14 protein-coding genes are annotated in these 19,900 nt (G+C 71.3%); 10 read left to right on the top strand and 4 right to left on the bottom strand.

The genetic code is table 11. From position 1 onward, the window contains the following. Positions 1–153 precede the first annotated feature (153 nt). Positions 154–1,572 carry a sugar porter family MFS transporter gene (locus OG520_RS11195; RefSeq protein WP_406013075.1) on the top strand — a complete coding sequence of 473 codons (1,419 nt, stop codon included), beginning with the start codon at positions 154–156 and terminating at the stop codon, positions 1,570–1,572. 48 nt (positions 1,573–1,620) lie between these two features. On the opposite strand, the gene OG520_RS11190 is transcribed toward OG520_RS11195, so the two are convergent. Then, positions 1,621–2,598 (bottom strand): LLM class flavin-dependent oxidoreductase, encoded by a 978-nt coding sequence (locus OG520_RS11190; RefSeq protein ID WP_406013074.1) that lies wholly within the window; start codon positions 2,596–2,598, stop codon positions 1,621–1,623. 58 nt (positions 2,599–2,656) lie between these two features. Further along, entirely contained in the window at positions 2,657–4,072 is a 1,416-nt protein-coding gene (locus OG520_RS11185; RefSeq protein ID WP_406013073.1) for a purine-cytosine permease family protein, read from the bottom strand. 109 nt (positions 4,073–4,181) lie between these two features. On the opposite strand from OG520_RS11185, the gene ftsY reads away from it, so the two are divergent. Beyond that, positions 4,182–5,402: a signal recognition particle-docking protein FtsY gene (ftsY, locus tag OG520_RS11180; RefSeq protein WP_406013072.1), complete on the top strand. Its 1,221-nt coding sequence runs from the start codon at positions 4,182–4,184 to the stop codon at positions 5,400–5,402. A gap of 91 nt (positions 5,403–5,493) precedes the next feature. On the opposite strand, the gene OG520_RS11175 is transcribed toward ftsY, so the two are convergent. Further along, a complete protein-coding gene (locus OG520_RS11175; protein ID WP_389983074.1) occupies positions 5,494–6,153 on the bottom strand; it encodes a bifunctional DNA primase/polymerase in 660 nt (219 codons plus the stop codon). A 423-nt stretch (positions 6,154–6,576) separates the two neighbouring features. Between OG520_RS11175 and OG520_RS11170 the strand changes: the two genes are divergently transcribed. The 6 genes from OG520_RS11170 (at position 6,577) to ftsH (ending at position 16,394) form a co-directional block, all read left to right on the top strand. Next, the gene (locus OG520_RS11170; protein ID WP_406013071.1) at positions 6,577–8,052 is read left to right on the top strand and encodes a hypothetical protein; all 1,476 of its coding nucleotides are present in this window, start codon (positions 6,577–6,579) and stop codon (positions 8,050–8,052) included. A gap of 370 nt (positions 8,053–8,422) precedes the next feature. Then, a complete protein-coding gene (locus OG520_RS11165; protein WP_406013070.1) occupies positions 8,423–9,775 on the top strand; it encodes an ammonium transporter in 1,353 nt (450 codons plus the stop codon). Beyond that, on the top strand, positions 9,772–10,110 hold the full coding sequence (locus tag OG520_RS11160) for a P-II family nitrogen regulator (protein WP_266427193.1): 339 nt from the start codon (positions 9,772–9,774) through the stop codon (positions 10,108–10,110). Before OG520_RS11165 ends, OG520_RS11160 begins: the two co-directional genes overlap by 4 nt. Before the next feature lie 28 nt (positions 10,111–10,138). Beyond that, positions 10,139–12,595 carry a [protein-PII] uridylyltransferase gene (locus OG520_RS11155; RefSeq protein WP_406013069.1) on the top strand — a complete coding sequence of 819 codons (2,457 nt, stop codon included), beginning with the start codon at positions 10,139–10,141 and terminating at the stop codon, positions 12,593–12,595. A 125-nt stretch (positions 12,596–12,720) separates the two neighbouring features. After that, positions 12,721–14,268 carry a signal recognition particle protein gene (gene ffh / locus OG520_RS11150; RefSeq protein WP_399333141.1) on the top strand — a complete coding sequence of 516 codons (1,548 nt, stop codon included), beginning with the start codon at positions 12,721–12,723 and terminating at the stop codon, positions 14,266–14,268. Between the two features lie 212 nt (positions 14,269–14,480). Continuing rightward, the gene (gene ftsH / locus OG520_RS11145) at positions 14,481–16,394 is read left to right on the top strand and encodes an ATP-dependent zinc metalloprotease FtsH (RefSeq protein WP_399333139.1); all 1,914 of its coding nucleotides are present in this window, start codon (positions 14,481–14,483) and stop codon (positions 16,392–16,394) included. A 63-nt stretch (positions 16,395–16,457) separates the two neighbouring features. On the opposite strand, the gene OG520_RS11140 is transcribed toward ftsH, so the two are convergent. Further along, on the bottom strand, positions 16,458–17,318 hold the full coding sequence (locus OG520_RS11140) for a class I SAM-dependent methyltransferase (protein WP_399333137.1): 861 nt from the start codon (positions 17,316–17,318) through the stop codon (positions 16,458–16,460). Between the two features lie 241 nt (positions 17,319–17,559). Here OG520_RS11140 and proS point away from each other — a divergent pair, with 241 nt between their 5' ends. Next, positions 17,560–18,975 carry a proline--tRNA ligase gene (proS, locus tag OG520_RS11135; RefSeq protein WP_406013068.1) on the top strand — a complete coding sequence of 472 codons (1,416 nt, stop codon included), beginning with the start codon at positions 17,560–17,562 and terminating at the stop codon, positions 18,973–18,975. A gap of 227 nt (positions 18,976–19,202) precedes the next feature. Next, positions 19,203–19,796, top strand: a complete 594-nt coding sequence (locus tag OG520_RS11130) for a hypothetical protein (RefSeq protein WP_030928573.1) — start codon at positions 19,203–19,205, stop codon at positions 19,794–19,796. Positions 19,797–19,900: the final 104 nt, after the last annotated feature.

Raw genomic sequence — 19,900 nt, 5'->3', positions numbered from 1 at the left:
TGCGCAAGGTCCCCGATATTGGCTTCGAAGCGTGAACGAATAGTCTCTGCGATGTCGTTTTTGCCTTCAAGTGGTGGCAGTGGAGAAGTTATGCGCCACTTGGAAGAGTTCGCCCCCCACACCTGACGACGCGGCCAGGCATCAGGAGTTCATGTGACCAGCACCTCGCAGGGACCGCCGTCCGGAGCCCGAGCGGCCCACCCGGACCACCTCGGCCATGTCATCTTCATCACCGCGGCCGCCGCCATGGGCGGCTTCCTGTTCGGTTACGACAGTTCGGTCATCAACGGCGCCGTCGAGGCGATCCGCAGCCGCTACGACATCGGCTCGGGAACGCTCGCCCAGGTCATCGCCATCGCCCTGATCGGCTGTGCGATCGGCGCGGCCACCGCGGGGCGCATCGCCGACCGCATCGGCCGTATCCGCTGCATGCAGATCGCCTCCGTGCTCTTCACGATCAGTGCCGTCGGCTCCGCGCTCCCGTTCGCGCTCTGGGACCTGGCGATGTGGCGCATCGTCGGCGGCTTCGCCATCGGGATGGCCTCGGTGATCGGCCCGGCGTACATCGCGGAGGTCTCGCCGCCCGCCTACCGCGGCCGGCTCGGCTCCTTCCAGCAGGCGGCGATCGTCATCGGCATCGCCATCTCCCAGCTGGTCAACTACGGCATCCTGCAGCTCGCCGACGGCGACCAGCGCGGCAAGATCGGCGGCCTCGAAGCCTGGCAGTGGATGCTCGGCGTGATGGTCGTCCCGGCCCTCCTGTACGGGCTCCTGTCCTTCGCGATCCCCGAGTCGCCGCGGTTTTTGATCTCGATCGGCAAGAAGGACCGGGCCAGGAAGATCCTGGAGGAGGTCGAGGGCAAGGGCATCGACCTCGATGCCCGGGTGGCCGAGATCGAGACCGCCATGCACCGCGAGCACAAGTCCAGGTTCGCGGACCTGCTCGGCAGCCGCTTCGGCTTCCTGCCGATCGTCTGGGTCGGTATCGGTCTGTCGGTCTTCCAGCAACTCGTCGGCATCAACGTGGCGTTCTACTACTCGGCGACGCTCTGGCAGTCCGTCGGCATCGACCCGACCGCCTCGTTCTTCTGGTCGTTCACCACGTCCATCATCAACATCATCGGTACCGTCATCGCGATGGTCCTGGTGGACCGGGTGGGCCGCCGGCCGCTCGCGCTGGCGGGCTCCACCGGTATGGCCATCGCCCTCGCCTTCGAGGCCTGGGCCTTCTCCGCGGACCTGGTCGACGGCAAACTGCCCAGCACCCAGGGCGTCGTGGCACTCGTCGCGGCCCATGTGTTCGTGCTCTTCTTCGCCCTGTCGTGGGGTGTCGTCGTCTGGGTCTTCCTCGGCGAGATGTTCCCCAACAAGATCCGCGCCGCCGCGCTCGGCGTCGCCGCCTCCGCGCAGTGGATCGCCAACTGGGCGATCACCGCGAGCTTCCCGAGCCTGTCCGACTGGAACCTGTCGGGCACGTACATCATCTACGCGTGCTTCGCCACGCTCTCGATCCCCTTCGTGCTCAAGTTCGTGAAGGAGACCAAGGGCAAGGCGCTGGAGGAGATGGGCTAGGGCCTGTCGTCGAACTGCCGTCTGCCGTGCGGCGTCCGGCACGCATGCCTAGGGTCGCGCGTCCGGTGCGACCGCCTCGCAGAACAGCCGCAGGCTGCGCCACCCCTCCTCGACCGGCATCCCGCCGCACAGCGGATGCAGCACCAGGCTGTCCAGCTCCGTGACCGCCGCGGCGCACTCGTCCGGGGTGAGGACCCGGTAGACCCCCTCGGCCCGCAGCTCCGTCACCGTCGTCGCCGCCGAACGTACGGCGGAGCGGATGTCCTTGGACTGCCAGGAGGCGTACGTGCGCGCCTCGTGCAGGAAGTGCTCGCCGTACTCCGCCCAGGTCCGGTCCGGGTCCACCGACACATGCAGCAGCGGTGTCTCGGCGGCGGGCATCATACAGAAGCCGTCGGTCCCGAACTCGGCCCGCCGCTCCTGGTAGTACGCCTCCAGCTCCGGCAGATGCGCGCTCGGGAAGAACGGCAGCCCGAACCGGGCCGCCCGCCGCGCCGCCGCCCGCGAACTGCCGCCCACCAGCAGCAGCGGGTGCGGCCGGGTGTACGGACGCGGCGTGACGCGGACCGTACGGCCCCGGTACGGGAACGGCTCGCCGGTCCATGCCTGCAGCAGCGTCTCCAGGAGTTCGTCCTGGAGCCTGCCACGCCTGCCCCACTCGACGCCCGCCTGTTCGTACTCCTCGGGCCGGTAGCCGATCCCCGCCACCGTCACCAGCCGGCCGGCGCTCAGCAGGTCCAGGACCGCGATGTCCTCGGCCAGCCGCAGCGGGTCGTGCAGCGGGCCGATGATCGCCGAGACGGTGACCGCGATCCGGCGGGTGGTGCCGAAGACGGAGCCCGCGAAGACGAAGGGGGAGGGCAGCCAGGAGTTGGCGGCGCCGTGGTGCTCCTCGGTCTGCACGGTGTCGACGCCGTGCTCGTCGGCGTACGCGGCCATCTCCAGCGCGGCGCGGTAGCGGGCCGAGAGCGACTCGGGGGTGGCATCGGGATCGACGAGATTGAACCGGACCACAGTGAAGGCCATGAGACTTGTCCCCATCGTCGGGCGGACTCGGCGAGCCGGGACAGTAGCTGACGCAGCGTCAGAAGTGTAGGGGTGTGCTGTCGCCGCTCTCGCCGCCGTCCTCCCGGGCCCGTCCGGCGGAACGCGGCAGGACCGCGTACAGAGCGGCGGAGACGGCGATCGTGGCCGCCCAGCCCAGCCCCTGGCGCCCGATCCAGGTGGTGGCGAGCGGTCCGGTGAACCACCGCACGCCGGTGAAGAGCAGGCCCGTCGCCAGACCCGCGGCCCACGCGGCCACGGCCGGCACGGCGAAGCCTCCCGTGTACCAGTAGGCGCTGGTCGGCGAGGTGTCCAGGAGTGCCACCGGATCGTATGCACGGCCCCGCAGCAGATCCACGCCGAAGACCCCGATCCATGCGGAGAACGTCACGGCGAGGAGCGTCAGAAAGGAGATGAAGGAATCCAGGAAACCCGTGGCCGCGAGCATCAGTGACGCGCCCAGGAAAAGACTGATGGCGGCATTCACGCCGACCGCCCAGGTGCGGGGGATCGGGAATCCCAGCGTCTGCGCGGTGAAACCGGCCGAATACAACGACATTGCGTTGATCAGCACCATGCCGGCCACGACGAGGAGCAGATACGGCACCGAGAGCCAGTCGGGCAGCAGGGGGCCGACGAATGCGACCGGGTCGCGGGCGACGGCCAGCCCCGGCTCGGCGACCGCCATCACGGCCCCCATCAGCACCATCGGTAGATATACGACCCCGGCGCCGCCCACGGTCGCCCCGATCATCGCCCGGCCGGACGCCGTGTGCGGCAGGTAGCGGGCGAAGTCGGGGCCCGACGGGGCCCAGCTGATACCGCCCGCCGCCAGGGTGCCGACCCCGGCGATCATCATCGCCGTCGGTCCGGCGGGCCTGCCCAGCACGTCCCGCCAGTCGGTCGCGTCGATCAGATGGACCAGTGCGAGCACGCTGACGCCGCCGAAGAGATACGCCGACCAGGTGCAGCACACCCGCAGCGCCCCCATGCCCAGCCCCGACACCAGCCAGCTGCATCCCACGAAGGCGAGCAGGGCCACCAGGGTCAGGCGGTGGCTGCCCGTGATGCCGAAGAGCAGATTCAGTACGGCGAGTACCGCGTAGGTGCCGGTGACCGCGTTCACGGTCTCCCAGCCCCAGCGGGCGACCCAGGTCAGCGCGCCGGGCAGCAGATTGCCGCGCTGTCCGAAAACGGCCCGGGAGAGCGCCATGCCGGGCGCCCCGCCCCGCCTGCCCGCGATCGAGACCAGGCCGACCAGCCCGAAGCCGATCACCGGGGCGATGACCGCCACCGCCAGCACCTGCCAGAGATTCAGCCCGTTGAAGACGACGAGCCCCGCGCCTACGGTGAGGAGGAGCACGGTCAGGTTCGCGCCGACCCAGGTGGGGAAGAGGGTCCGGACCCGGCCGGTGCGTTCGTTGTCGGGGACGGGCTCCAGGCCACGGGTCTCCACGGGCAGGATCGTACCTTTACCGCCAAAAGGTGCATAACGGTCAAGGGGATACTCGGGTGATCCTTCGGGGCGGTTTCCTCGGGCGGACGTGACTGATACTGGGTGGGTTATGGAATTCGTCATCCTTGCTGTAGTCATCGCCCTGGTCGCGGTCGGCGTGATCAGCGGGCTCGTGGTCAGCAGCCGCAAGAAGAAGCAGCTGCCCCCGGCACCGTCGAGCACGCCGACCATCACTCCTCCCGCCGAGCCCCATGTCGGCGAGGAAGCCGAGACGCCGCGCGAGGAACCGCGCCGCACCATCGAGGAGGTCGGCCCCCCCGAGGCCGGGGCTCCCGCCGAGGAGGCCCCCGAGGCCCCCGAGGCCGTCGAGCCGGAGGCGCCCGCCGCCCCCGCCCTCGAAGTGCCCGAGCCCACCGCCGGCCGTCTGGTACGGCTGCGCGCCCGGCTCGCCCGCTCGCAGAACTCCCTCGGCAAGGGGCTGCTCACGCTCCTGTCCCGCGACAACCTCGACGAGGACACCTGGGAGGAGATCGAGGACACCCTCCTCACCGCCGACGTCGGCGTCGCGCCCACCCAGGAACTGGTGGAGCGGCTCCGCGAGCGCGTCCGCGTGCTCGGCACCCGTACCCCCGAAGGGCTGCGCGCGCTGCTGCGCGAGGAGCTCCTGAACCTGCTCGGCACCGACTTCGACCGTGCGGTCAAGACGGAGAGCGGCCTCGACACCCCCGGCGTCGTGATGGTCGTCGGCGTCAACGGAACCGGCAAGACCACCACCACCGGCAAGCTGGCCCGGGTGCTCGTCGCCGACGGCCGCAGCGTCGTGCTCGGCGCGGCCGACACCTTCCGGGCGGCCGCCGCCGACCAGCTCCAGACCTGGGGCGAGCGCGTCGGTGCCCGCACCGTGCGCGGACCCGAGGGCGGCGACCCCGCGTCGATCGCCTTCGACGCGGTGAAGGAAGGCATCGCCGAGGGTGCCGATGTGGTCCTCATCGACACCGCCGGACGGCTGCACACCAAGACCGGGCTGATGGACGAGCTCGGCAAGGTCAAGCGGGTCGTCGAGAAGCACGGACCGCTCGACGAGATCCTGCTCGTCCTCGACGCCACGACCGGACAGAACGGTCTGGTGCAGGCCCGGGTGTTCGCCGAGGTCGTGGACATCACCGGCATCGTGCTCACCAAGCTGGACGGCACCGCCAAGGGCGGCATCGTCATCGCCGTCCAGCGCGAGCTGGGCGTACCGGTGAAGCTGGTCGGTCTCGGCGAGGGGCCGGACGACCTGGCCCCGTTCGAGCCGGAGGCGTTCGTGGACGCCCTGATCGGCGACTGACGCCTCGCGCCGCACCCGAAGAGCCCGACCGCATGATGCAGCTGCGGCCGGGCTCTTCGGCGTTACGGGACGGGTGCGGGCGTCGGCGTGCTCAGCCGCACAGCGGCGCGCGATGGCAGCTGTACGCCAGCGTGCCCAGCAGCAGCCGCGCCTGCGGCGGCGCGGCCGCCGTGTCCAGCACCGGCGGGCGCAGCCACCGGACCGGGCCGAGGCCGCCCTCGTCGGACGGCGGGGCGGTGATGTGGCAGCCGGGCCCCAGCGCCCGCAGATCCAGCCCCGCGTCGTCCCAGCCCATCCGGTACAGCAGCTGCGGGAGCTCGGCGGCGGCGCCCGGGGCCACGAAGAACTGCGCCCGTCCGGCCGGGGTCACCGCGACCGGACCGAGCGGCAGCCCCATCCGCTCCATCCGCACCAGGGCCCGGCGCCCGGCCGCTTCGGCGACATCGAGGACGTCGAAGGCGCGGCCCACCGGCAGCAGCATCGAGGCACCCGGCACCTGCGCCCACGCGTCGGCCGCCGCGTCGAGCGTGGCGCCCGCGGGGACCTCGGGGGCAAAGTCCAGCGGATGGGCGCCGGGGGAGGGGCAGTCCGCCTCCCCGCACGAGCAGCGGCCGGCCGCGGCCCGCGCTCCCGGCGCGACGGCCCAGCCCCACAGTCCCGTGTACTCGGCCACTGCCGTGCATCCGGCCGCCCGGCCGCGGCGCCGTGAGCCGGTGCGCATCTCGCGGATGCCGCCGATCGTGAAGCCCATGCCCCCTCCAACGGGTCCGACTCGCCGGTGGTTACGACGAGGGGCGGAGTGGTGACGCTCCGCCGTCGCCGTCGATCCGGAGTACGCCGGTGGCATTTGGGGTTGTGCGACATTGACCGCACGCCCCGATGCGCATCACTGCGCCCCTGTTGATCGCCGTGTGTCAAGTGAATCGCGCCCGACGGTGGTGGCGTTCATTCGAAGGGGTGGCGAATGGTGGCGTTTCCCTAATCGCCCTCGCCCGGGGGTGATCGTAGGATTACCGTCGGTACACGAACCATGGAAGTATGTGCGCCCATGGGTATGCCGGAGGCAACCCGATTTCCTGTTCGATGGTGCGCACCCTCCGCATGGGCGGCATCGGCTCAGGGCATTCTGGTAATGGTTCGCGCGACAGGTATTCAGCGGGATGGGGGCGTTCCAGTGAGTGGCAGCGGCGCAGGCGATTCGAATGCCGGCAAGCGCCCCAACGGGCAATTGAGCTCATGGTTCGTGCGAAGCGGCTGGTCGAAGGGCGAGCTCGCGCGCCAGGTGAACCGCCGGGCGCGCCAGATGGGTGCCCACCACATCAGCACCGACACGTCCCGGGTGCGGCGCTGGCTCGATGGCGAGCAGCCGCGCGAGCCGATCCCGCGCATCCTCTCCGAGCTCTTCTCGGAGCGCTTCGGCGCCGTCGTCGCGATCGAGGACCTCGGACTGCGCTCCGCACACCAGTCGCCGTCCGTGGCCGGTGTCGACCTGCCCTGGGCCGGCCCGCAGACCGTCGCACTGCTCAGCGAGTTCTCCCGCAGCGACCTGATGCTCGCCCGCCGGGGATTCCTCGGCTCCTCGCTCGCCCTGGCCGCCGGACCCGCACTCATCGAGCCGATGCAGCGCTGGCTGGTGCCCGTCTCCACCGCCGGCTTCGCGCAACCGGAACCGCCGACCGCGCCCCACCGCCCCTCCAGGCTCTCCGGCCCCGAGCTCGATCTGCTGGAGTCCACCACCGCGATGTTCCGCCAGTGGGACGCGCAGTGCGGCGGCGGACTGCGCCGCAAGGCCGTCGTCGGACAGCTCCACGAGGTCACCGACCTGCTCCAGGAGCCGCAGCCGGAGGCCACCGCCAAGCGGCTCTTCCGGTGCGCCGCCGAGCTGGCCGAGCTGGCCGGCTGGATGAGCTACGACGTCGGCCTCCAGCCCACCGCGCAGAAGTACTTCGTCCTCGCGCTCCACGCCTCCAAGGAGGCCGGTGACAAACCGCTGGGCTCGTACATCCTGTCCAGCATGAGCCGCCAGATGATCCACCTCGGACGGCCCGACGACGCCCTCGAACTGATCCACCTCGCGCAGTACGGCAGCCGGGACTGCGCCACCCCGCGCACCCAGGCCATGCTGTACGCGATGGAGGCGCGCGCGTACGCCAACATGGGCCAGCCCAGCAAGTGCAAACGAGCCGTCCGGATGGCCGAGGACACCTTCCTCGACGTGGGGATCGACGGCGAGCCCGAGCCCGACTGGATCCGCTTCTTCTCGGAGGCCGAGCTCAACGGCGAGAACTCCCACTCCTACCGCGACCTCGCCTACGTGGCGGGCCGCAGCCCCACGTACGCCACGCTCGCCGAGCCCCTGATGGAGAAGGCCGTCCAGCTCTTCGGCGAGGACGACGAGCACCAGCGGTCGTACGCGCTCAACCTGATCGGCCTCGCCACCGTCCACCTCCTCAAGCGCGAGCCCGAACAGTCCACGGTCCTGGCCGAGCAGGCCCTGCGTGTCGCCAGGAGGATCCGCTCCGAGCGCGTCAACACCCGGCTCCGCAAGACCGTCGACACCGCCGCCAGGGACTTCGGGGACATCCCCGATGTCGCCAGGCTCACCGATCTCCTCACCGAGCAGCTGCCGGAGACCGCGGAAGCGGTCTGAGCAGCACCCCCGGCCCCGGCCACGGCGACCACCCCGCACAGACCGACTTCGGCTCCCCCAATTGCCAGGTCAGCGGGTGGTCGGCGTGGCCGGTTCGCATTGCCGTGCCCGTACGGAAGAGTCGTCAGCGCACCGTATGCGGCCATGGCCGCAGGGCAGGCCCGGCGCCGGTCGCGCCACCGCCGGTTCATGGCGACGTAACACACCGGACCTCTTCGTCACTGCCGTGAAACACCGTGCGGCATCGGCGGAAACCGCGCTGGGCGAATCTCATGGCCATAACCGGCCCGCACCTTTTCCCCAGTGGTCCCGCACGTGGTGCCGCTACCGATCGCCCGCACGCGGCCGCACCGACGACGAGGAGACGCCGATGCCCCCAGGCATCACGACGCTTGCCGCAGACACCCCGACACTGTCTGCCGCCAACACCGGGTTCATGCTCATCTGCTCCGCCCTGGTGATGCTCATGACGCCGGCCCTGGCCTTCTTCTACGGAGGCATGGTCCGCGTCAAGAGCACCCTCAACATGCTGATGATGAGCTTCATCAGCCTCGGGATCGTCACGATCCTGTGGGTGCTCTACGGATTCAGCGTCGCCTTCGGCACCGACATCGGCTCCGTCGTCGGCTGGAGCTCGGACTACCTCGGCCTCAGCGGGATCGGCATCACCCAGCTCTGGGACGGCTACACGATCCCCGTCTACGTCTTCGCCGTCTTCCAGCTGATGTTCGCCGTCATCACCCCGGCACTGATCAGCGGCGCCCTGGCCGACCGGGTCAAGTTCACCTCCTGGGCCCTGTTCATCACGCTCTGGGTCACCGTCGTCTACTTCCCCGTCGCCCACTGGGTCTGGGGCGCGGGCGGCTGGCTGTACGAGATGGGGGTCATCGACTTCGCGGGCGGTACGGCCGTCCACATCAACGCCGGTGCCGCGGCGCTCGGCGTGATCCTCGTCATCGGCAGGCGCGTCGGCTTCAAGAAGGACCCGATGCGGCCGCACAGCCTGCCGCTCGTCATGCTCGGCGCCGGTCTGCTCTGGTTCGGCTGGTTCGGCTTCAACGCCGGCTCGTGGCTCGGCAACGACGACGGCGTCGGCGCGGTGATGTTCGTCAACACCCAGGTCGCCACCGCCGCCGCGATGCTCGCCTGGCTCGGCTACGAGAAGCTCCGCCACGGCTCCTTCACCACCCTCGGCGCGGCCTCCGGCGCGGTCGCGGGACTCGTCGCCATCACCCCGTCCGGCGGCGCGGTCAGCCCGCTCGGCGCCATCGCGGTCGGTGCGATCGCCGGTGTGCTCTGCGCCATGGCCGTCGGCCTGAAGTACCGGTTCGGCTACGACGACTCCCTGGACGTGGTCGGCGTCCACCTCGTCGGCGGTGTCGCCGGTTCACTCCTCGTCGGCCTCTTCGCCACCGGCGGCGTCCAGTCCGAGGCCAAGGGCCTCTTCTACGGCGGCGGCCCCGAACAGCTCGGCAAGCAGGCCGTCGGCGTCTTCGCCGTCCTCGCGTACTCTCTCGTCGTCTCCGCGGTCCTGGCCTTCCTCCTGGACCGGACGATCGGGATGCGGGTCACCGAGGACGACGAGATCTCCGGCATCGACCAGGGCGAACACGCCGAGACCGCGTACGACTTCAGCGGAGCGGGCGGCGGTGCGGCCCCACGCACCACGAGCTCCGCCCCGGGCAGCACGGCAGCAGCGAAGACGAAGAAGGTGGACGCATGAAGCTCATCACCGCAGTCGTGAAGCCACACCGGCTGGACGAGATCAAGGAGGCCCTCCAGGCCTTCGGCGTCCAGGGCCTCACGGTCACGGAAGCCAGCGGATACGGACGCCAGCGCGGCCACACCGAGGTCTACCGGGGCGCCGAGTACACCGTCGACCTCGTACCCAAGATCCGTATCGAGGTCCTGGTCGAGGACGAGGACTCCGAAGAGCTCATCGACATCGTCGTGAAGGCCGCCCGGACCGGCAAGATCGGTGACGGCAAGGTCTGGAGCGTGCCGGTCGACACCGCGGTCCGGGTACGGACGGGCGAACGCGGCCCGGACGCACTCTGACCGACGCCCCCGAACGAAAGGCAGCCGGGTGACGCGCACCGGAACGACCACCGAATCCGCAGCCCCGGAGCCCGGCGGCTACGCGGCGGCCCGGCTGCGCCTCCTCCAGGAGGAGGCGCGCTCCGGGCCGCCGCGCCGTGCGGCCCTCGCGGCGCTCACCGACGACTGGCTCACCGCGCTGTTCACCGCCGCCGCCGGACAGGCGGGCGTCCACGGCGCCGCCCTCGTCGCCGTCGGCGGCTACGGACGCGGCGAACTCTCCCCGCGCAGCGACCTCGACCTGCTGCTCCTGCACGACGGGAACGCCGACCCCGCGGCCGTCGCCGCCCTCGCCGACCGCGTCTGGTACCCCGTCTGGGACCTCGGCCTCGCCCTCGACCACTCCGTACGCACCCCCGCCGAGGCCCGCAGGACGGCCGGCGAGGACCTCAAGGTCCAGCTCGGACTGCTCGACGCCCGGCCCGTCGCCGGGGACCTCGGACTCGTCGCCGCGATGCGCACCGCGATCCTCGCCGACTGGCGCAACCAGGCGCCCAAACGCCTCCCCGCACTCGACGAGCTCTGCCGCGAACGGGCCGAACGTCAGGGCGAGCTCCAATTTCTCCTCGAACCCGACCTCAAGGAGGCCCGCGGCGGACTGCGGGACGCCACCGCCCTGCGCGCCGTCGCCGCGTCCTGGGTCGCCGACGCGCCCCGCGAAGGGCTCGCCGAAGCCCGCCGCGTCCTCCTCGACGCCCGTGACGCCCTCCACCTCACCACCGGCCGCGCCACCGACCGCCTCGCCCTCCAGGAACAGGACCAGGTCGCCGGCGAGCTCGGCCTGCTCGACGCGGACGCCCTGCTCCGCCAGGTCTACGAGGCCGCCCGCACCATCTCGTACGCCACCGACGTCACCTGGCGCGAGGTCAACCGCGTCCTGCGCGCCCGGTCCGTGCGCCCCCGGCTGCGCGCCATGCTGGGCGGCGGCAGGGCGGCCGCCCCGGAGCGCACCCCGCTCGCCGAGGGCGTCGTCGAGGCCGACGGCGAAGTCGTCCTCGCCCGCAGCGCCCGCCCCGAGCGCGACCCGGTGCTCGTGCTGCGCGCAGCCGCCGCGGCCGCCCAGTCCGAGCTCCCGCTCTCCCGCCACGTCGTACGCCGGCTCGCCACCGCCGCGCACCCGCTGCCGGTGCCCTGGCCCGCCGAGGCCCGCGAGGAACTCGTCACCCTGCTCGGCGCGGGCGAGGCCACCGTCCCGGTCTGGGAGGCGCTCGAAGCCGAAGGGCTCATCACCCGCCTGCTCCCGGACTGGGAACGAGTCCACTGCCGCCCCCAGCGCAACCCCGTCCACACCTGGACCGTCGACCGCCACCTCGTCGAGACGGCCGTCCGCGCCTCCTTCCTCACCCGCCGCGTCCACCGCCCCGACCTCCTCCTCGTCGCAGCCCTGCTGCACGACATCGGCAAGGGCTGGCCCGGCGACCACTCCGCGGCCGGTGAGGTCATCGCCCGGGACATGGCAGCCCGGATCGGCTTCGACCAGCACGACGTGGGCGTCGTCGCCACCCTCGTACGCCACCACCTGCTGCTCGTCGAGACCGCCACCCGGCGCGACCTCGACGACCCGGCGACCGTCCGCTCCGTCGCCGCCGCCGTCAGGAGCGCCACCACCCTGGAGCTCCTGCACGCGCTCACCGAGGCCGACGCCCTCGCCACCGGGCCCGCCGCCTGGTCCGCCTGGCGCGCCTCCCTCGTCGCCGACCTCGTGGGGCGCGTCGCCGCCGTGCTCGCCGGCCAGGCCCCGCAGGAGCCGGAACCTGCCGCGCCCGGTGCCGAACAGGAGCGCCTCGCCGTCGAGGCCCTGCGCACCGGCGGACCCGTTCTCGCCCTGCGCGCCCAGGCCGAGGCCCCGGACGAGGACGGCGCACCCGAACCCGTCGGTGTCGAGCTCCACATCGCCCTGCCGGACCGGCCGGGCGTGCTGCCCGCCGCGGCAGGCGTCCTCGCCCTGCACCGCCTCACCGTGCGCGCCGCCGACCTGCGCGCCGTGGAACTCCCCACCGAGCTGGGCGAGCCCGCGGACCTGCTGCTGCTCAGCTGGCGGGTCGCGGCCGAGTACGGCTCGCTGCCACAGGCCACCCGGCTGCGCGCCGACCTCGTACGCGCCCTGGACGGCTCCCTGGACATCCGGGCCCGGCTCGCCGAACGCGAGGCCGCCTACCCGCGCCGCCGCGGGGTGAAGGCGCCGCCGCCGAGGGTCACCGTCGCGGCGGCCGGCTCCCGGCTGGCCACGGTGATCGAGGTGCGGGCCCAGGACGCCCCGGGACTGCTGCACCGGATCGGCCGGGCGCTGGAACAGAGCGGGGTACGGGTGCGCAGCGCGCATGTGTCGACCCTGGGGGCGAACGCGGTGGACGCCTTCTACGTCACGGACACCGACGGGAAGCCGCTGCCCGAGGAGCGGGCGCTCGCGGTGGCGAACGCGGTGGAGACCGCGCTGCGGGCGTGACGCGGAAAGCACGCGACGTGAACTGCGCCCGGGATTTCCCGGGCAGGGGTCATCGTTTCTTCCGAGCCGGATACCCTGGGGTACCGAATCCACTTTGCCCCCGACCCTGAGGACCGACGAGCGCCGTGTTCGATACTCTCTCCGACCGCCTTGCCGCGACTTTCAAGAACCTCAGGGGCAAGGGCCGCTTGTCCGAGGCGGACATCGACGCCACGGCTCGCGAGATCCGTATCGCCCTGCTCGAAGCGGATGTCGCGCTGCCCGTCGTCCGCGCCTTCATCGCCAACGTCAAGGAGCGGGCGCGCGGCGTCGAGGTCTCCCAGGCGCTGAACCCCGCCCAGCAGGTCGTCAAGATCGTCAACGAGGAGCTCGTGGGCATCCTCGGCGGCGAGACCCGGCGGCTGCGGTTCGCCAAGACCGCGCCCACCGTGATCATGCTCGCCGGTCTCCAGGGTGCCGGTAAGACGACCCTCGCCGGAAAGCTCGGCCTCTGGCTCAAGGGCCAGGGCCACTCCCCGCTGCTCGTCGCCTGTGACCTCCAGCGCCCCAACGCCGTCAACCAGCTGAGCGTCGTCGCCGACCGTGCCGGTGTCGCGGTGTACGCGCCCGAGCCGGGCAACGGGGTCGGTGACCCGGTCCAGGTCGCCAAGGATTCGATCGAGTACGCCCGCACCAAGCAGTTCGACGTCGTGATCGTCGACACCGCCGGCCGTCTCGGTATCGACCAGGAGCTGATGCAGCAGGCCGCGGACATCCGCGACGCCGTCAGCCCCGACGAGATCCTCTTCGTCGTCGACGCGATGATCGGCCAGGACGCGGTCAACACCGCCGAGGCCTTCCGCGACGGCGTCGGCTTCGACGGCGTGGTGCTCTCCAAGCTCGACGGTGACGCCCGCGGTGGTGCGGCCCTGTCGATCGCCCATGTCACGGGCAAGCAGATCATGTTCGCGTCGAACGGTGAGAAGCTCGAGGACTTCGACGCCTTCCACCCCGACCGCATGGCGTCCCGCATCCTCGACATGGGTGACCTGCTCACCCTGATCGAGCAGGCGGAGAAGACCTTCAGCCAGGAAGAGGCCGCCAAAATGGCCTCCAAGCTGGCGTCCAGCAAGGGCAAGGACTTCACGCTCGACGACTTCCTGGCCCAGATGGAGCAGGTCAGGAAGATGGGCTCCATCTCCAAGCTGCTCGGCATGCTGCCCGGCATGGGGCAGATCAAGGACCAGATCAACAACATCGACGAGCGCGACGTGGACCGCACCGCCGCGATCATCAAGTCGATGACCCCGAAGGAGCGCGCCGAGCCGACGATCATCAACGGCTCGCGCCGGGCCCGTATCGCCAAGGGTTCCGGTGTCGAGGTCAGCGCGGTGAAGAACCTGGTGGAGCGGTTCTTCGACGCCCGCAAGATGATGTCGAAGATGGCCCAGGGCGGCGGCATGCCGGGGATGCCCGGGATGCCGGGCATGGGCGGTGGTCCCGGCCGGCAGAAGAAGCAGGTCAAGCAGGCCAAGGGCAAGCGCAAGAGCGGCAACCCGATGAAGCGCAAGGCCGAGGAGCAGGCCGCGGCGGCCCGTCGCGAGCAGGCGGCACAGGGCGGCGCCTTCGGTCTGCCCGCGCAGGACGACCAGAACTTCGAGCTGCCGGACGAGTTCAAGAAGTTCATGGGCTGAACCGGCCCCGTGGTTCGACGGGCCATGGCGGCCCGGTGATGTCCCCGAGGGGGCGCCCGCTTTCCGGCGGGCGCCCCCTCCGGCGTGTACGGAGCCACTGCCACGGCTGTCGTACGCCGTCCCTCCAAGGGCCCATCGGGCAGGCCCTGGGAGGGCTTTGCCCGCATTTCTCCCTTACTGTCGCTTCAACGGCTGTCGGCAGAGGAGCGCGCGTGACCAACCCCGTACCTCCCCGCGATCGGACCGATCTGCCGTGGCGCTCCGAGGGCGCCCCGCCACCTCCGACACCGGGCCGGAAGATGCCGGGCGGCTGGGGCGGGCTGCTGCTGACCGCGCTCGCCGTCTATCTGATCGCCAATCTGGTGCTGTCCTTCTTCAACGGGGAGGCGGAGCGGACGATCGCGTACACGGAGTTCAGCAAGCAGGTCACCGCGGGCAATGTCTCCAAGATCTACTCCAAGGGCGATGCCATCGAGGGGCAGCTCAAGAAGGAGGCGAAGGTCCCGGGGACCGACGAGAAGTACACGAAGTTCGTCACCCAGCGCCCGGCCTTCGCGGACGACAACCTCTGGGCCGAACTGGTCAAGGACGACGTCACGGTCACCGCCGAACCGGTCGTCCAGCAGCGCAGCTTCCTCGCCAACCTGCTGATCTCGCTCGCGCCCATGCTGCTGCTCGTCGTGCTCTGGGTCTTCATCGCCCGGCGGATGTCCAGGGGCATGGGCGGCGGGATGGGCGGCTTCGGGCGCAAGGCCCCGCCCAAGCCCGTCGAGCTGGAGGGCGCCAAGCGCACCACCTTCAAGGACGTGGCCGGGATCGACGAGGTCGAGGGCGAACTCGACGACGTCGTGGACTTCCTGAAGAACCCGCAGGCGTACCGGAGGATGGGTGCCCGGATGCCCGGCGGGGTGCTGCTCGCGGGACCGCCCGGCACCGGCAAGACCCTGCTGGCACGGGCCGTCGCCGGTGAGGCCGGAGTGCCGTTCTTCTCGGCATCGGCCTCCGAGTTCATCGAGATGATCGTCGGCGTCGGCGCGAGCCGGGTCCGGGAACTCTTCGCGGAGGCGCGCAAGGTCGCCCCCGCCATCGTCTTCATCGACGAGATCGACACCATCGGCCGGGCCCGGGGCGGCGGCTCCGGCATGGGCGGCCACGACGAGCGCGAGCAGACGCTCAACCAGATCCTCACCGAGATGGACGGCTTCTCCGGCTCGGAGGGCGTCGTCGTGCTCGCCGCCACCAACCGCGCCGACGTGCTCGACCCCGCCCTCACCCGGCCCGGCCGCTTCGACCGGATCGTCCAGGTCAGCCCGCCGGACAGGACCGGCCGGGAGGCGATCCTGGAGATCCACACCCGGCAGATCCCGCTCGCCGACGATGTGAACCTGGCCCAGGTGGCCGGTACGACCCCCGGAATGACCGGTGCGGATCTGGCCAACCTGGCCAATGAGGCCGCGCTCCTGGCGGTCAAGCGCCAGCAGTCCGAGGTCACCCAGCCCGATTTCTCGGACGCCCTGGAGAAGGTCCAGCTGGGTGCGGAACGCTCACTGGTCATGTCCGACGAGGAACGCCGCAGGACCGCGTACCACGAGAGCGGCCACGCCCTGCTCGGCATGGTCCAGCCGGGCGCCGACCCGGTCCGCAAGGTCACCATCGTGCCGCGCGGCCGGGCCCTGGGCGTCACGCTCTCGACGCCGGACGCCGACAAGTACGCGTACACCGAGGAATATCTGCGCGGCCGCATCGTCGGGGCGCTCGGCGGCATGGCGGCCGAGCAGGTGGTCTTCGGCATGGTCACCACCGGCGCGGAGAGTGATCTGGAGCAGGTCACCAACCTGGCCCGCGGCATGGTCGGCCGCTGGGGCATGAGCCACAAGGTGGGCCGGCTGACGGCGATCCCGAGCGACGCCCAGCAGGCGTACGGCCTGTCGGCGGCCCCCGCCACGCTCGACGCGGTGGACGGCGAGATGCGGCGGATCGTCGACGAGTGCTACGAGGTGGCCTGCCGGCTCCTGCGCGAGAACCGGGACCGGCTGGACTCGCTGTCCGCCGCGCTCCTGGCGAACGAGACGCTGGACGAGGCCGAGGCCTACCGGGCGGCCGGCATCACCCGCCTGGCCAAGTAGCGGCCGCCGCGCGGGCCGCGCACGCGGGGGCGGTCGCTCAGGTGGTGCGGACGAGCTGGTCGCTCAGGTGGTGCAGACGAGATAGCGGAAGACGTTCGGCATCCAGATCGTGCCGTCCCGGCGCCGGTGCGGATGAAGGGCCTCCGCGACCTCCTTCTCCACCTGGGCCCGGTCCGTCGCCCGTACCGCTGCGTCGAAGAGCCGGGTGGAGAGCAGCCCCCGCACCGCGCTGTCCATGTCCGCGTACCCGAACGGGCAGGCCACCCGGCCCGAGCCGTCGGGATTCAGGCCGGCCCGGAACGCCAGCTCCTCCAGGTCGTCCCGGCCCGACGGCCGCCAGCCGCCGGTGCGCGGGGCCCGGTCCCGGTCGGACAGCCGCCCCGCCACCCGCAGCACGGGCGCCGTGGCACAGCGCTCCGGCGGACCCCAGCCGGTGAGCACCACGGTGCTGCCCCGGGCGGCCAGCGGCACCGCGGACCGCAGCGCGGCCACCAGCCCCTCGCCGTCGTCGGACGAGCAGCCGATCGGGGTGAACGCGGTGATCAGGTTGTACGGCGCTCCGTCGGACGGCGGGGCGGCGGACGGATCACCCTCCAGGAGCCGGGGGTGCCCGGCCACGGGCCCGGCGTCGCTTCCGGGACCGGGCAGCAGCCGGGTCCGGGCGAGCGCCAGCCGTTCGAGGTCGGTGTCCACGCCGGTGACGCCCGCCCCACGGGCGGCAGCGATCAGCAGCGCGAGACCGGAGCCGCAGCCGAGGGAGAGCAGCCGGGTACCGGATCCCACTTCGAGCCGCTCGTACACCGCTTCGTACAGCGGTGTGAGCATCCGCTCCTGGATCTCGGCCCAGTCCCGGGCACGGTTGCCGGGTTCCACCCGGGTGGACGTTTCCGCGTGGCTGTGGTGCCGGACGAGCGTTGGTGTCATGGAAAGCGCCCCAATCCGCCGAGAGTTCGGCCGTGTCCGATCGGTAGTGCCCGAGTGCATGCTCCCCCGTGTACGTGTGCGCCCGCTTCCCCCCGTATGTCAGAGAACTGCGCATCCGCGGTCGCGTCCAGGGGTCCGATGGCAATGGTTGTGTGCCGCGGTGGTGCGTCCGTGGGGAAGGCCCGCCGGACCGGGGCCCGTCGCCCCGTGCGGTGGCCGGTGTCGCCGTACGATGCGCGCCATGGCAAAGGCACCCGTTCTCACGCCCCAGGCCGAGGACTTTCCCCGCTGGTACCAGGATCTGATCAACAAGGCCGAACTCGCGGACAACGGCCCGGTGCGCGGCACCATGGTCATCCGGCCGTACGGATACAGCCTGTGGGAGCGGATGCAGCAGGAGCTGGATGCCCGGATCAAAAAGGCGGGCGCCCGGAACGCCTACTTCCCGCTCTTCATCCCCCAGTCTTACCTGACACGCGAGGCCGAGCACGTCGAGGGCTTCGCGCCGGAGCTCGCGACGGTCACCCACGGCGGCGGGAAAGAGCTCGAAGAGCCCGTGGTGGTGCGGCCGACCTCCGAAACGATCATCAACGAGTACTTCTCGAAGTGGGTGCAGAGCTACCGGGATCTGCCGCTCCTGATCAACCAGTGGGCGAACGTCGTGCGCTGGGAGATGCGCCCGCGGGTCTTTCTCCGTACGACGGAATTCCTCTGGCAGGAGGGCCACACCGCCCATGCCACCGATGAGGAGGCCCGGGACTTCGCCGCGTACATCCACCGTGACGTGTACGCCGACTTCATGGTCAATGTGCTGGGCATCGACGTGGTCCTCGGCCGCAAGACCCCGGCGGAGCGGTTCGCCGGGGCCGTCAACACGCTCACGCTCGAAGCGATGATGCGGGACGGCAAGGCCCTGCAGATGGGTACGAGCCACGAGCTCGGTACCAATTTCGCCAAGGCCTTCCACACCAGCTACCTGTCCAGGGAGGGCAGGCAGGAGCTTGTCCGGCAGACCTCGTGGGGCTCCTCGACCCGGATGGTCGGCGGTCTGATCATGGCGCACGGCGACGACCACGGGCTCCGGGTGCCGCCCCGGCTCGCGCCCGTCCAGGCGGTCGTCCTCGCGGTCAAGGAGGACGAGGCCGTGCTGGCCGCGGTCCGGTCCGTCGCGGAGCGGCTGCGCGCGGCGGGGATCAGGACCGAGGTAGATGACCGCACGGACACCCCGTTCGGCCGCCGCGCGGTCGACTGGGAGCTGAAGGGCGTGCCGGTGCGGATCGAGATCGGTCCGCGCGATCTGGCGGCCGGCACCGCGATGCTGGCCCGGCGCGTGCCCGGCGGGAAGGAACCGGTCGCCGTCGAGACCCTGCCCGCGTTGCTCCCGGCGGTCCTGGAGGAGGACCAGGCGGCGCTGCTGCGGGAGTCCCGGAGCCGGCGCGAGTCGGCCACCAGCGAGGTCGCGACCGTGGCGGAGGCCGTGGAGGCGGCCCTCGCGGGTGGCTGGGCCCGTATCGCCTGGTCGTCCCTCGGCCCGGCGGGGGAGGCCCGGCTCGCGGAGCACGGGGTGTCCGTACGGTGTCTGGTCGCCGAGGACGGGTCGGTGCCCGACGCGGACGACGCGCCCGGTAATGTCGCCCTGGTGGCACGCGCCTACTGACGCCCCACCCGCCGCCCCGGGCGCTCGGCGCCCCGGCGTACGGTGGCCGCCCACGTGTCCGGCGTACGCGTCGCTACGTACCACCTTGGTGCGAGCTGTGAGGCTTCTCCGCAGTTCTGCGCACCCGCCCTCGTCGGGACGCATCAATGGCAACTGACTGGTACGTGCAAATTATTTGGGATGGCCCGGAATCGGAACACCGGGGCACTCGTGCTCGTTGTCACGACGTGAGCACGACACCACCTGTACTTGCCGCAGAGCTGGCACAGGCGTGGGCCGACATTCAGCGGTACCACCCCGAGCTGCCCGATCTAGCCGCGCCCGAGTCCCTGATCGGAGAGTCCTCGTCCGCCTGTGGCGCCGAGCTCTCCTTCGAGCGACTGCTGCACGAGGCAGTCCACGGCATCGCCGCCGCGCGAGGCGTCCGCGACACTTCGCGCGCCGGCCGCTACCACAACCGCAGATTCCTCGCGATCGCCGAGGAGCTGGGCCTCGACCACGCCGAGGAGCCCCACCCCAGCAGCGGCTTCTCGCTGGTCACCCTCAATCCCGAGGCCAAGCGCCGGTACCGCCCGACGATCGAGCGGCTGCAGCGCGCCCTCAAGGCGCACACGGTCGCCACCGCCGCCGACACCAAGCGCTCCTTCCGCGGGCCGGCCGCCCGGCACGGCTCCTCCGGCGGAGGCGTCCGCGTCAAGGCCGTCTGCGACTGCGGCCGCAATGTGCGGGTCGTCCCGTCGGTCCTGGCGCAGGCGCCGATCGTCTGCGGAGGCTGCGGAAAGCCCTTCCGCATCCCGGAGGCCGCGGTCGCGGTGGGGTGACCCGGCACGGTGTGGCACAATGGCTAGCTGTACTCGACAGTCGCACAGGACCCCTCTCTCCTCCGGCTGACGCGTCCATCGGGCACCCGAGTACCGCAACCCCA

This window comes from Streptomyces sp. NBC_00984 (assembly GCF_045162475.1).
GTDB lineage: Bacteria > Actinomycetota > Actinomycetes > Streptomycetales > Streptomycetaceae > Streptomyces.
The sequence above is the reverse complement of the archived record's forward strand: the minus strand, read 5'-3'. Positions and strand labels throughout refer to the sequence as shown.